This window comes from Desulfonatronum zhilinae (assembly GCF_900182865.1).
GTDB classification, from domain to species: domain Bacteria; phylum Desulfobacterota; class Desulfovibrionia; order Desulfovibrionales; family Desulfonatronaceae; genus Desulfonatronum; species Desulfonatronum lacustre.
Genome location: NZ_FXUJ01000039.1, coordinates 1 through 12,086, shown reverse-complemented (window position 1 = coordinate 12,086; position 12,086 = coordinate 1). Strand labels below are relative to the sequence as shown.

The following is a 12,086-nucleotide window of genomic DNA, read 5'->3' as shown; positions in this document are numbered from 1 at the left end:
AAGACGCGGGAAGCCATGTCAAAGAGCAAATTACTGTCAAATTACTTTCTCAGGACACCTTTTTATCGCCTTTTCAGCTCAACTGCTCCGGTTCGCCCCCTTCAGCACACCTACCAGGGGCATCGCTGGGGGCTGGCCGCATAATTGCCGCTGACTTTTTGCAGGGACATCTTAACGGCTCGTTGGTGGTTGATCCCGGCAAGTTTAGGCATGAGCGACTTCTACGTACCGTACTTTCTTTTCCGCGGACAGCAAGTCCATGACATGAACATAGTCTTCGATGGCTTCCTTGATATTCTCAAGGGCTTCTTCTTCCGTGGTCCCTTGCGACCAGCACCCTGGAAGGCCGGGCACCCGAACGGAATATCCTTCATCGGTTTTTTGGATATTTACGGAGTATCTCATGTAACGTCCTTTTTCGGCTGGCTGTGCCCTCTGTGAAGAGTCGGGCTTGAAAAAACAAACGGGCTTCTTTTACGAAGCCCGCTTGGTGAGGTCAATGTTTGCGAATGGAGGGCATCAGCGCCAGAGGCTCCAAGCTGCTACGGCAACCGTGACCAGCAAGGTCAGGGTGATGGGCGTACTCAAGGGCTGACGGTCGGCGTCCGCGTCGAAGTCGCGCAACGGTCGATGCAGGGTACGCAAAACATGCATGGGGTCGGACGAAAGGAAGGATACGAAGTCGGCGAAGCGGAAGCTCAGTCGTTCCGCGGTGTCGAAGAAGACGTTCACCCAGCCGATGAAGACCCGGCGCAGGTACGGGGCCAAGCGGCGATAGAACCAGTCCACGTCCAGGGAGATCTTGTCCTTGGGCGTCAGCTTGGCCCGGACCAGCCAGAACCCGAGGAACGTGAAGATCAGGATCTGAGTGGTTTCCACCAGCAATGGGATGGCGAACGGGGTGAAGTCCATGAAATAGGGCAGTTCGGCATAGAGCAGCCCGGGAAAGACGCCGTAGATCACGCAGAGCACGGCCACGCCGGTCATGGCCGCGAACATGCCCGTGGGGATGGGCCGCAGCTGGGCGTGGTGCGTTTTCTCTTCATGGAACCAGGTATAGTAGGGTAGCTTGATGCCGACGGAGAGAAACGTGCCCACGGAAGCGAAGATGAGCAGGAATTTCACGGCGTAGGCGGAGCTTTCCCCGGCCGCGGTGATGATGATGGTCTTGCTGATGAAGCCCATGAACAGCGGAAAGCCGGAGATGGACAGAGCCCCGACCATGTACAGGACCAGGACCCATTTCATCCGCGACGCCAGGGCTCCCAACTCGCTGAGCTTGCTGGTGCCCGCTGCGTAGAGCACGGCGCCGGTGGCCATGAACATCAGGGTCTTATACAGGATATTGCTGAAGGCAAAGGCCGCGGCGCCGTTGAGGGCCAATTCCGTGCCGATGCCCACAGCGGCGATCATGTATCCGACCTGACTGATGATATGGTAGGAGAGAATTGCCCGAATATCGTTGGCTAAAAACGCGTAGCTGACGCCCCAGAGGGCCATGGCCACGCCCATGATCATCAGGATCGGCCAGCCGGGAAAGAGGACGATGGCCACGTAGACCGCGACCTTGGTGGTGAAGGCGCTGAGAACGCAGGCTCCGGTGATGGTCGCCTTGGGATAGGCGTCCGGCAGCCAGGCATGCAGGGGGACCATGGCCGCGTTGATCATCACGCCGAAGAACATCAGCCAGGCGGCCAGGGATTCACCGGGAGCGAATCCATTTTCAGGCAACAAGAGCGAGCCGGTGGACTGGGCGTGGACGATGATTCCCGCCAGCAGGAGACTGCCGCCGAACAGGTGGTACAGCAGATAGCGCATACCGGCCTGCTGGGAGGACTTGGTGCGCTGCGCCCAGATCAGATAGGTGGAACCGGCGGCCATGATTTCCCAGCAGACCAGCAGGGTGAAGAAGTCGCCGCAAAAGGTCACGCCCAGGGCGCCGCCGGCGTACAGCAGGGCCGCGGCCTGTTGCCCGGTTTCGCGCATGTGCAGGGCGTACACCCCGCAGAAAAAGGCGATCAGGGCGAAGATGATCCCAAAGACCCGACTGAGCTGGGTGACCTGGAGGACCACCAACTCGTAATGGGCAAAGGGCATGGTGACCACGGTTCCCAGGGGAATGGTCAGGATGAGGATCAACGCGGCGATGGGGAATGCCAGGAAGGCCGCGGGCCGGGCGTTCTTGGGCAACAGGGGCAGGATGATCAGCCCCAGCCACATGACGAGAACCGGAGGCAGTTCAATGGGCATTGGTGTTCACTTCCTGATCGGTATCTTGGTCTTGCTGAAGAGCGTCATAGTAGTTGGGCTTCTGGGCGATGAACAGGTTCGCGCAGAATTTGGCCACGAATATGAGCACAAGGCTGCCGCCGAATCCAAATACGGCGAAAAAGCCGGGAATGGCTTCCCACCAGTAATGGTGTTCGATGAATTGGCCGATGACCGAAAGCAAGGTGAGGCCGAGTAGAACGATCCAGTGCCACTTTTTCATGGCCAGACTCCCGAAGCGGTGAAGATTGCCGGCAGCTGGAAGACGCTTTGCGAGATGCCCGCTGCCAGGTCATACATGTTGAGAATAAAATTGGGCTGCAGGCCCAGCACGACGGACAACGTGGCGACGATGCATATGGGCACGACCATGAACAGTGAGGCCTCCCCATGCTTTTCCAGGTCCTTGCCGCCGGGGCGGAAGAAAGCTCGCTGAACGATGGGAAAGAAGTAGGCGGCGTTGAGCAGACCGCTGAGCAGGAAGATGCCCAGGATGATGGTCTGGTCCGCGGCCATGGCCCCCTGACAGAGGAACCATTTGCTGACAAAGGCGTTGATGGGCGGCACGCCGGCCAGGCCCAGGGCCCCGATGGTGAAGGCTCCCATGGTCCAGGGCATCACCCTGCCGATTCCGTCCAGCTGGGATATCTTGGTTTTATGCAGATTGACGTAGATGGCCCCGGCGCAGAAAAAGAGGCAGATCTTGGTCGTGGCGTGGTTGGAGAGGTGCAGCAGCCCGCCGGTGAAGCCCTCGGGAGTGAGCAGGGCCACGCCGAGCACGATGTAGGACAGGTGCCCCACCGTGGAATAGGCCAGCCGACGTTTCAGGTCGTCCTGATTCAGGGCGATCAGCGATGCCAGGATGACCGTGGCTCCGGAGAAGGTGGCCAGGATCAGGTTCAGGCTGAATTCATGCATCACTTCCGGCCCGAAAATGAACCCCACGACCCGGATTACGCCGAAAACCCCGGCCTTGACCACGGCCACCGCATGGAGCAGGGCGGAGACCGGGGTCGGGGCGACCATGGCCGCGGGCAGCCAGCTCTGGAGGGGCATGATGCCGGCTTTTACGCCCACCCCGGCGATGAACAGGATGAAGACCACCTTGATCAGTACGGGGTCGAGCACGATCCCGCCGAAGATTCCGCCGGGATTGAAATCCAGCGTGCCGGCGATGGAATAGGTGATCCCGATGGCCGCGATGAGCACCACGCCTGCGGACATGGCGTAGAGCAGATACTGCCGTCCGGAGCGCATGGCCTCCTTGTTTTCCTTGTGGATGACCAACGGATAGGTGGCCAGGGACAGGATTTCGTAGAAAATCAAAAAGGTAAGCAGGTTGGCCGAAAAGGCGATGCCGATGGTGGCCGAGAGGCAGACCGCGAAGCTGGCGAAGTAGCGGGTCTGCTTTTTCTCATTGGCCCCGCGCATGTAGCCGATGGAGTAGAACGAGGTCAGAATCCACAGGCCCGAAGCGACCACGGCGAAGAGCATGCCCACGGCATCGGCCCGCAGCTTCAGGGCGATGACCGGAGAGGCCGAGATCTGGACAATGGTGAATTCCGCCACTTCTCCGGCCATGACGCCGGGCAGCAGGGACAGAACCAACGGGAACTTGATGAACGCCGCGGCCAGGGTCCAGAACTCGCGCATGTTCGGCCGGTTGGTGCTGGCATAGATCAGCGGGACCGCTGCCAGGGAAACCAGGACCGCCAGAAAGGGAACCGAGGACGTATAGGTGACGATTTCGTGCATTTTAGTAGTCCCTTAGAGCCAGCCGGGGATCATGGGCACGATGAGGTTGGTGACGATCCAGGCGTTGGCGAAGCCCAGCACCAGGAGGCTGATGGCCAGAAAGAGGGTTGGAATGAGCATGGACGCCGGGGCTTCATTGCGGGCGATGGTCTGTTCGCTGTAGTCCACGCCGCCGGTTTCCTGCGGTTTGAGGTACATCCGCTCCATCACCCGGAAAAAATAGGCGACGTTGAGAATGGTGCTGATCAGCAGGGCCGTGAGGAAAATCCAGTGGGACTGTTCAATGGCGCCCAGGGCCAGATACCACTTTCCGAAGAAGCCGGCCGTGGGCGGCAGGCCGATCATGGAGATGGCGGCCAGGGTGAAGGCCGCGGACGTCCAGGGCATGGATTTGCGCAGGCCGTTGGTCATCAGGGGGATGGAACTGTGGCCGAGGCGCAGGCGCATGTTGCCGCTGACCAAAAAGAGGCAGCACTTCATCACGGCATGATTCAGGGCGTGCAGGATGGCCCCGATGAAGCCCAGGGGCGAGGCCAAGGCGATGCCCACGGCGATGTACCCGACCTGGGCCACGCTGCTGTAAGCCAGCATTCGTTTCAGCTCGGACTGACAGATGGCCATGATCGAGCCCCAGATGATTCCAATCGCGCCCAGGTATCCGATGATCGCGAGGATATCCAGTTCGTTGCGCAGATAGTCCGGGTCCACCACGAAGAACAGGACCCGTAACAGGACATAGGCCGAAACCTTGGTGCCGATGGGCGCGATCAGGGCCGTGGCCGTGGTGGAGGCATGGGTGTAGGCGTCCGGCAACCAGGCGTGCATCGGAAAGAGGGCCATCTTCAGGGCCGTGCCCAGGACGATGAGCACCAGGCCGACGATCACTGCCGGTGAATCCTGGACCAGGGGCATCAGCTCGGCGATATCCGCCATGTTCAGGGTGCCGGTGCTGATGAAAATCAGAGCCACTCCCAACAGGTAGAAGGTCGCGCCCACGGTGCCCATGACCAGGTAGCGGAAGGCCGAGACCACGGCCCGCTTGTCGCCGATGGCGACCAGGGCGTATCCGGCCAGTGCTCCGATCTCCAGGAAAACGTAGAGGTTGAAGAGGTCGCCGGTCATCACCATCCCGGCCAGTCCGCCCAGGAGGAGCATGGACAGACTGTAGAAGGCGATCTCTTTCTGGGGGATTTCGTATTCCACGCTGCGTTTGCCGAAGACCATCACGATGAAGGTCACGCCGCAAAGCAGGGTACAGACAAAGGCGGAGAGGGGGTCCAGGACGAATTCGATCCCGATGGGCGGCATCCAACCGGCGATGTGGTAGCTGATCCGACCCTGGGCCAGGGTGGCCTGCATGCCGATTACGGAAAAATACAGGGCCAAGGCCGATCCCAGGACCGCGGTCAGGTGCGCCGCGGCGCGATGCATGGCCCCCACCAGGGGGACGAGCATGGCCGCGAAGAGGAACGTGATCGGGATGAGGACGGGAGCTTGGGAGCTGATCATTTCATCCGCTCCAGGAGGGTTGGTTCGTCAAGGGTTTTGAATTCCCGGTAGATGCCGATGAGCAAAGCCAGGGCCACGCCCAGGGTGACCACGGCCACGACGATGGCGGTGAGCATCAGGGTGTGCGGCAGGGGGTTGAGGTACATCTCCGGATTTTCCACCCCGTAACGCGGATCCAGAACCGTGACCCCCGCGCCTTCCTTGTAGGCGCCGACGATCCAGAACATGATCGTGGTCGCGGCGACAATGGACATCCCCAGAACCTTTTTCATCAGGTTGTGTTTGACCATCATCCCGTAGAGGCCGATGGTGAACGCCGTGGCCAGAAAGATGTAGGCGTAATAGCCTTGGATGAATTCGAGCATGCTCAACATCCCAGCAGGTCGTCGTAGATGGCGACCAGCGTTGTCATGACGGTTATGGTTACGCCGACCTCGATCATCAGGATGCCGTAATAGCGGAGGTAGGCTGGTTCGAGCCACGGCATGGGCAGGTAGTGATAATCCAGGAAGTTGCCGCCGAAGAGAATGGCCACCAGGCCGATTCCCGCGAAGATCAGCGCTCCCAGGGCGCTGAGCCGCAGGGTGATCCAGGAGGGCATGATCGGCTGGGACAGGGAAGTGCCCAGGCTTAAACGCAGCAGCAAAATCGCCGCGGCCAGGAGCACGCCGCCCTGAAAGCCCCCTCCGGGACTGTAGTGACCGTGAAAAAAGACATACAGGCCGATGAGCAGGATGACCGGGGAAATGCCGCGACTGGCCAAGTGGATGATGGGGCTCTCGGTGGGCGCCATCATTGCGGCTTCCTTACTGCATAATTCCTTATTACTGGTGCTCATGGCTTTCTTCTCCCGACGTTCAGGATGAAAAAGCAGGCAATGCCGCCGGCAAAAACAACGATGACCTCGCCCAGGGTATCAAATGCCCGGTAGTCGGCAAGGATGACCGTGACCATGTTCGGGGTTTTGGTGTCCTCATAGGCGTGCTGGATGAAGTAGGTTCCAGCCACCACCGTACCCGCCGGGTTGACGTGCTGGTGCACCGGAGACGTGACGTCGCCCCGGGGCGGCAGATTTGTGACCGCGACGATCAAAACGCCCAGAAAGGCCAGAAGGAGGAAATATTGAAGTGTTTTCAATCTCGACTCTTCCTTGATGTCATGAGGATGGCGACAATGCTGAACACACCCACGGCGCCCGCGCCGACCACGGCCTCGGTGAAGGCTACGTCGATGGCTCCCAGGGAGACCATGATCGCCGCGGTGAGAAAGCTGAAGATGGTCAAGATGACCGCTGCGGCCAGCAAGTTGCGGACCGAGAGGCCGACGACCGCGGAAACGATCAGGATCACGAAAAGAAGAAACTCAATCATCCAGTGCATGGCTCAGCCTTCGTTCTTGCGGTTTCCGTACCAGGGTTTCATGCCGTAGAGCAGGGCGCGGCGGGCCAGGGCGTGGGCGGCGACCGGGCTGGTGAAGGCCACGAAGACGATGATCAGCAGCAGTTTGGCTGAAGTCAGGGTAAAGCCCTCAAAAACGGCCAAACCGGTCAGGAACATCAAGATGCCCAGGGTGTCCACTTTCCCGGCGGCGTGGGCCCGGGTGAAGAAGTCCGGCAGACGATTGATGCCGATGCTGCCCACGAGCATGAAGAATGTTCCGCCCAATACGAGAATGACGGCCAGTGCGTCTTGAAGAAAGGTCATTTCGCGGCCCTCGCGCTGGAACGAAAATATTTGGCCATGGCAATCACGCCGACGAAGTTCAGGATGGCGTAGCCCAGCGAGATGTCGATGAACATGTCCAGACGATCGAACATCAGGCCGAAGAGCAGGATCAAGGTCAGGATCTTCGCCCCGACAGCGGCTCCTCCCAGAAGACGGTCGAAGACCGTCGGCCCTTTGTAGACCCGGTAGAACGGGATCAGCAGGGCAATGCACAGAACCAAGGCGATGGAGATGAAAAAGGTCTGCATCTATTTCCCCCGTCCGGAAGTGATCAGTTCAATGTCGCAGCACATGTCCTCACGCTCACATTCCCGCATGTACAGCCGGGCCACCCGGGCCTCCATGTCGCCGCTGACCAGGTCCTCCTCGGTGTCCCGGGTCAGGGCGTGGACCGTGAACAGATTGTCGTCAATGTCCAGGGTCAAGGTGCCCGGGGTCAGGGTGATGGAATTGCCGAGAATGACCCGGGCCAGAACGTTGGGCTGCTTGGAAGTGAAGCGGACGATCATCGGTTCGATGGGCATCTTGGGATGCAGAACCACGTAGGCCACGTAGACGCCGGACTTGATGATCTGCCAGACCAGCCAGAACAGATAGACGATAAGTCTGGGGATGATGATCCGGGTCGAGCCGCAGGGTTCGTCCTTGGCCAGGGGGATGGCGTTGAGCCTGCCGCTGAGCCAGATGACGAAAGCGATGGAGATGGCTCCCCAGAGCAGGTAGATGGCGTCGGTTCTGCCGCTGAGAATCAGCCAGATGGCCGACAGAATCAGGATCTGGAGGATCAGCCCGCGATGGCGGAGCCAGAGGGATGTGTTGTTCATTGTGCTAAAGGGAAACACCCGGTTGAAAGAAGGAACGGTTGCGTTGCATGGACAACTTTGCACATTTTGGAACAAGGTGGGCAGGGCTTATGTTATTTCAGGGCCTGCTGTCAAGATTATCAGCCAAAAAAAGGTCATTTATCGGCTGGATTGTGATTTCGTGGACAAGGGGGCATGCGGGTGGGCGCTATGCCGATTGAAAGGCGCTTTTCGTGGGTGATGGCTCGACCTTGGCACGTGAAGATACTGCACGTCGAAGATACTGGTTGTTGAGGTCAGAGGCTGTCAGCGCTAGTATGCAGTGCTTCTGGTCGTTTTCGTCCACCTTCCTTCACCCCATCGACTTCCATGACTGAACCCGTTGTTTCGCACCTTGGTCGCCAAGAGCCGCGGTCGTTTTCCCTCTCCCGTGACCATCCCGAAGGCCCCGGCGTCTATCTGTTCAAGGACGCCAAGGGGCGGATTCTCTATGTCGGCAAGGCCAAGAACCTGCGCCGCCGGTTGGCGTCCTACTTTCGGCCTCCAGCGCAGCTCCCGCTCAAAACTCGGGCCATGGTCGCCAAATCGGCGGCGGTGGACACGCTGTGCACCACCACGGAGAAGGAAGCCCTGCTCCTGGAGTCCAGCCTGATCAAGAAGCATCGTCCCCGTTACAACATCTGCCTGCGCGACGACAAGCAGTATGTGCTGTTCAAACTGGACGCCCAGACCGAGTACCCCCGCCTGACCCTGACGCGCAGGGTGCTGAGGGACGGGGCCCTGTACTACGGTCCGTTCATCTCCTCCCAGGCCGCCCGCCAGACCCTCAAGGCCGTGCATCGCCTGTTCAGGCTGCGCCGCTGCAAGGACACGGTGTTCCGCAACCGGATCCGGCCCTGCCTTTACCACCACATGGGCCAGTGCCTCGGGCCGTGCGTGCTGGAGGTCTCCAAGGAGAACTACGCGGACATGGTCCGCAGGGTGCGGATGTTTCTGGGCGGTCGATCCAAGGAGCTGACCGCACTTCTCAAGAAGCGCATGCAGGACCACTCCGAACGGCTGGAGTACGAAAAGGCCGCGGAGATTCGCGACCTGCTCAAAGGGATTCAACAAACCCTGGAACGCCAGGTGGTCGTGCTGTCCGACGAGTTGGACCGGGACGTGGTCGGCCTGGTCCGCAACGCCCGTGGCGTGGGGCTGAGCGTCCTGTTCATTCGACAGGGGCGGCTTCTGGATAGCAAAAGTTTTTTTTGGCCCGCGGTGGAAGAGTCTGGAGGTGACGAGCGGGCATCCCTCGGGATGATGGATGGCCTGGAAGCCCAGCTGGCCGAGAATGCGGAGCACCCTGCAATCAAACAGAGCCAGGCTGTGGACGGAATGGAGGGGGAAGCGGTCGGCGGTCTGGAGGACGAGGACGGCGGCGGCGAGGTGCTTGAGAGCTTCCTGGTCCAGTTCTATGGTCCGGAGCGGTTCATCCCGGAGCGGATCGTCCTGCCGGCGCGGTTGTCGGGAACCGTGGAGAACGACTCCATTGTCCAGTTGCTGGCCGAACGCCGCGGCGCGCTGGTCCGCCTGACCGCGGCCCGGGGCGAGGCCGAGCGGCGGCTGGTGGACATGGCCGAGGCCAACGCGCTGGAAGCCATGAAGCGGAGGGAGCCGGACCTGGCCGCGCTTTTGGCCGACGCCCTGCGTCTGGCTGCCCCGGTCCGGCGCATTGAGGCCGTGGACGTCTCGCATCTGGGCGGGCAGGGCGTCCGGGTGGGCATGGTGGTTTTCGAAGACGGGCGACCGCGCACGGACGCCTATCGCGTCCACGCCATGCCCGAGCTGGAGGGAACCCATGACGACTACCTGGCCTTGGCCCACTGGGCCGAGCGGCGGATCAAGGCCGGGCCGCCGTGGCCGGATTTGCTGCTCATCGACGGCGGCCTGGGGCAGCTCGCCGCGGTGCAGAGAGTCTGTTCCGCCGCGGGTCTGGAACAAACCTGGAACCTGGCCGCCATGGCCAAGGCAGGCCGCCGGGGCGGGGAACTGGAGGACAAGGTGTTCCGACCGGGCCGCAAGAATCCGCTCCCGCTTCGGCCCGGAAGCAGGGAACTGCTTTTTTTGCAGCAGATCCGGGACGCGGCACACCGGTTCGTGATCTCCCGGCAGCGCCAAGCCAGGAAACGCAAGGCCCTGGACACCCGCCTGGAAGCCATCCCCGGCGTGGGGCCAAAGACCGCCAGACTGCTCTGGAGCCACTACCCGGACATCGCGGCCATGGCCCGGGCCTCCCTGGAAGAGCTGACGGCCCTTCCCGGCCTGGGGGCGGACAAGGCCGGGAAGGTTTATGAGGGGTTGCGGGAAGGCCGGGACAAGGGCTGACCCGCCAAACTTCAAGCCAGGGAGATGGCCGTTTCCAAATTGCCGGTTTATTTCAGATTTATGACTTCAGAGTTCCCTGGATGATTCTCCAAAAATCTCAAATCAAAAAGAATTGGTATCTACTCAGCACATTTTACGTCCGCTCTTGTTCCGGCAATCGGGGTCGGGGTCGGTATCGGAATCGAAACAGGAAAAATTAAGAACGCATCCCAGCGTTTTCGATCCCGATTCCGATTCCGACCCCGACAACAGCATTGCTTTGTGCTGAGTAGTTACAGATCATCAACCCTCAATCCTTCCGGTAAATTCAGAACAGCCAACTCCCCTAACTGAGTGTTGAAAAAGTCCTTATCCGGCAGTCCGTTCAAAAACCCCAAGTGCAAGGAGCAAAAAAAGTTCAAGGTCGAAGCGTATTTATTCATACGTGAGAGTTTGAACTTTTTGCAGCGACGCAGCAATTGGGAGTTTTTCAACGGACTGCTAATCCCCGGCGAGTCGGGCCACAAAATCCAGGTTCTGCTTGCCCATGATCAGGGTCTGGCCGGGCTTCATGGCGTTGAGCCGCACTTTCGGGGCGTGGATGCCCAATTGTTCGGCGAAGCTGTCGCAGTTCTGCTCCAGGACCGGGAACGACCCCCAGTGCATGGGCACGACTTCCCCGCACTGGAGCAGGGCGCAGGCCATGGCCGCCTGCCTGGGGTCCATGGTGAACACTCCGCCGATGGGCAACAGGGCCAGGTCGATGTTGAACATTCGCCCGAAGAGTTCCATGGACGAGAAAATGCCCGTATCTCCTGCGTGATAGACGCAGGTCCCGTCTTCCAGGGTCAGGATGTAGCCCACGGCCAGACCGGTTTCCGATGAATGCTGGGCCTGAACCATGGTCGCCTGGAGAGTATGGAAGGACACCGTGCCGCCGATGTTCATGCCGATGCCGTTGACCACCTGATCCGCGGGCAGGCCGAGGTTTTTGAGCTTGGCCACGGTTTCCACGACGCCGAGAAGATGCGCTCCGGTCCGGCGACAGATTTCCACGGCCTGACCGACATGGTCCCCGTGATCATGGGTGATCAGCACCAAATCCGCCTTGTCCAGGGCTTCGTGCGTGGTTCGCGAGGACGGGTTGCCGTCGAACCAGGGGTCGATCAGCACGCTCAGGCTGGGCGTGACAATCTGAAATGCGGCATGTCCATGCCAGATCAGTCGATGTTCCATTACGAGCCTCCTGTTGACGTCGAGGTGAAGATCAGAGGACACTGCGCGGTTTTACATATCCTAAGTCGGCAATTCGTTCAAAAACCAAGTGCAGGAACCAAAAAGTTCAATCGCAGGATGATTTTCATATGCGAGAATTGGAAATTTCTCAATGTACCTGAGTGTGGAAACTTGAGAGGCGGGTTTGTACCCGAACCCGATCCTCATCGCCGGGTTCCGTTTTCCCCGGCGATGGCACCTTCTCCTGTTTCATTCGCTTGCGCCCTCCAGGTAATACCAGCAGCGTCTCTCGACGGACCGCGAAACGATCAGGAGCCGTACGATTGCTTGCTTCCACTCCAAATGTCGTTGGCTCGTCAGCAAAATTTGTGGGTGAACACTGGTTCGGGCAGATCTCCAAGTGTATGATATAAGGCAATTTTTTGCACTTCGATGCTCCGAAAAC

The 12,086-nt window shown here is 59.8% G+C and carries 15 protein-coding genes; 1 reads left to right on the top strand and 14 read right to left on the bottom strand.

What is annotated here, in order from left to right:
* Nucleotides 1-204: 204 nt before the first annotated feature.
* From AC559A_RS17970 to AC559A_RS17915, 12 genes are all read right to left on the bottom strand, one after another.
* A complete protein-coding gene (locus AC559A_RS17970; protein ID WP_498819074.1) occupies nt 205-405 on the bottom strand; it encodes a type II toxin-antitoxin system HicB family antitoxin in 201 nt (66 codons plus the stop codon).
* 114 nt (nt 406-519) lie between these two features.
* Nucleotides 520-2,250, bottom strand: a complete 1,731-nt coding sequence (locus AC559A_RS17965) for a Na(+)/H(+) antiporter subunit D (protein ID WP_498819072.1) — start codon at nt 2,248-2,250, stop codon at nt 520-522.
* Nucleotides 2,240-2,491 carry a hypothetical protein gene (locus AC559A_RS17960; protein WP_498819071.1) on the bottom strand — a complete coding sequence of 84 codons (252 nt, stop codon included), beginning with the start codon at nt 2,489-2,491 and terminating at the stop codon, nt 2,240-2,242. The genes AC559A_RS17965 and AC559A_RS17960 overlap by 11 nt, the downstream gene beginning before the upstream one ends.
* The gene (locus tag AC559A_RS17955) at nt 2,488-4,023 is read right to left on the bottom strand and encodes a monovalent cation/H+ antiporter subunit D family protein (RefSeq protein WP_498819070.1); all 1,536 of its coding nucleotides are present in this window, start codon (nt 4,021-4,023) and stop codon (nt 2,488-2,490) included. Before AC559A_RS17955 ends, AC559A_RS17960 begins: the two co-directional genes overlap by 4 nt.
* Before the next feature lie 12 nt (nt 4,024-4,035).
* Nucleotides 4,036-5,532: a complex I subunit 5 family protein gene (locus tag AC559A_RS17950; RefSeq protein ID WP_498819069.1), complete on the bottom strand. Its 1,497-nt coding sequence runs from the start codon at nt 5,530-5,532 to the stop codon at nt 4,036-4,038.
* Complete coding sequence (locus AC559A_RS17945; RefSeq protein WP_498819068.1) at nt 5,529-5,897, bottom strand: cation:proton antiporter subunit C; 369 nt, start codon at nt 5,895-5,897, stop codon at nt 5,529-5,531. The genes AC559A_RS17950 and AC559A_RS17945 overlap by 4 nt, the downstream gene beginning before the upstream one ends.
* 2 nt (nt 5,898-5,899) lie before the next feature.
* Complete coding sequence (locus AC559A_RS17940; protein WP_498819066.1) at nt 5,900-6,370, bottom strand: MnhB domain-containing protein; 471 nt, start codon at nt 6,368-6,370, stop codon at nt 5,900-5,902.
* Entirely contained in the window at nt 6,367-6,669 is a 303-nt protein-coding gene (mbhE, locus tag AC559A_RS17935; RefSeq protein WP_498819065.1) for a hydrogen gas-evolving membrane-bound hydrogenase subunit E, read from the bottom strand. Before mbhE ends, AC559A_RS17940 begins: the two co-directional genes overlap by 4 nt.
* A complete protein-coding gene (locus tag AC559A_RS17930; RefSeq protein WP_028571201.1) occupies nt 6,666-6,911 on the bottom strand; it encodes a hydrogenase subunit MbhD domain-containing protein in 246 nt (81 codons plus the stop codon). The genes mbhE and AC559A_RS17930 overlap by 4 nt, the downstream gene beginning before the upstream one ends.
* A 3-nt stretch (nt 6,912-6,914) precedes the next feature.
* Nucleotides 6,915-7,235 carry a monovalent cation/H(+) antiporter subunit G gene (gene mnhG / locus AC559A_RS17925; RefSeq protein ID WP_498819064.1) on the bottom strand — a complete coding sequence of 107 codons (321 nt, stop codon included), beginning with the start codon at nt 7,233-7,235 and terminating at the stop codon, nt 6,915-6,917.
* Entirely contained in the window at nt 7,232-7,504 is a 273-nt protein-coding gene (locus AC559A_RS17920) for an MrpF/PhaF family protein (RefSeq protein WP_498819063.1), read from the bottom strand. The genes mnhG and AC559A_RS17920 overlap by 4 nt, the downstream gene beginning before the upstream one ends.
* Complete coding sequence (locus AC559A_RS17915; RefSeq protein WP_498819062.1) at nt 7,505-8,080, bottom strand: Na+/H+ antiporter subunit E; 576 nt, start codon at nt 8,078-8,080, stop codon at nt 7,505-7,507. It lies immediately after the preceding gene.
* Between the two features lie 348 nt (nt 8,081-8,428).
* Here AC559A_RS17915 and uvrC point away from each other — a divergent pair, with 348 nt between their 5' ends.
* Entirely contained in the window at nt 8,429-10,426 is a 1,998-nt protein-coding gene (gene uvrC / locus AC559A_RS17910; RefSeq protein WP_498819061.1) for an excinuclease ABC subunit UvrC, read from the top strand.
* Between the two features lie 480 nt (nt 10,427-10,906).
* Here uvrC and AC559A_RS17905 read toward each other — a convergent pair whose 3' ends face one another.
* Together AC559A_RS17905 and AC559A_RS17900 are read right to left on the bottom strand one after the other, a co-directional pair.
* Nucleotides 10,907-11,641 carry a metal-dependent hydrolase gene (locus tag AC559A_RS17905; protein ID WP_498819060.1) on the bottom strand — a complete coding sequence of 245 codons (735 nt, stop codon included), beginning with the start codon at nt 11,639-11,641 and terminating at the stop codon, nt 10,907-10,909.
* A 148-nt stretch (nt 11,642-11,789) separates the two neighbouring features.
* Nucleotides 11,790-12,086, bottom strand: a 297-nt coding sequence (locus tag AC559A_RS17900; protein ID WP_498819059.1) for a hypothetical protein, incomplete at its 5' end; no start/stop codon positions are given.

What these genes read in the sequence shown, in the direction of transcription:
- mnhG (WP_498819064.1), bottom strand. Translation starts at nt 7,235, where the DNA reads ATGACCTTTCTTCAAGACGCACTGGCCGTCATTCTCGTATTGGGCGGA.
- AC559A_RS17970 (WP_498819074.1), bottom strand. Translation starts at nt 405, where the DNA reads ATGAGATACTCCGTAAATATCCAAAAAACCGATGAAGGATATTCCGTT.
- AC559A_RS17915 (WP_498819062.1), bottom strand. Translation starts at nt 8,080, where the DNA reads ATGAACAACACATCCCTCTGGCTCCGCCATCGCGGGCTGATCCTCCAG.
- AC559A_RS17955 (WP_498819070.1), bottom strand. Translation starts at nt 4,023, where the DNA reads ATGCACGAAATCGTCACCTATACGTCCTCGGTTCCCTTTCTGGCGGTC.
- AC559A_RS17920 (WP_498819063.1), bottom strand. Translation starts at nt 7,504, where the DNA reads ATGCAGACCTTTTTCATCTCCATCGCCTTGGTTCTGTGCATTGCCCTG.
- uvrC (WP_498819061.1), top strand. Translation starts at nt 8,429, where the DNA reads ATGACTGAACCCGTTGTTTCGCACCTTGGTCGCCAAGAGCCGCGGTCG.
- AC559A_RS17930 (WP_028571201.1), bottom strand. Translation starts at nt 6,911, where the DNA reads ATGCACTGGATGATTGAGTTTCTTCTTTTCGTGATCCTGATCGTTTCC.
- AC559A_RS17905 (WP_498819060.1), bottom strand. Translation starts at nt 11,641, where the DNA reads ATGGAACATCGACTGATCTGGCATGGACATGCCGCATTTCAGATTGTC.
- AC559A_RS17940 (WP_498819066.1), bottom strand. Translation starts at nt 6,370, where the DNA reads ATGAGCACCAGTAATAAGGAATTATGCAGTAAGGAAGCCGCAATGATG.
- AC559A_RS17965 (WP_498819072.1), bottom strand. Translation starts at nt 2,250, where the DNA reads ATGCCCATTGAACTGCCTCCGGTTCTCGTCATGTGGCTGGGGCTGATC.
- AC559A_RS17945 (WP_498819068.1), bottom strand. Translation starts at nt 5,897, where the DNA reads ATGCTCGAATTCATCCAAGGCTATTACGCCTACATCTTTCTGGCCACG.
- AC559A_RS17960 (WP_498819071.1), bottom strand. Translation starts at nt 2,491, where the DNA reads ATGAAAAAGTGGCACTGGATCGTTCTACTCGGCCTCACCTTGCTTTCG.
- AC559A_RS17950 (WP_498819069.1), bottom strand. Translation starts at nt 5,532, where the DNA reads ATGATCAGCTCCCAAGCTCCCGTCCTCATCCCGATCACGTTCCTCTTC.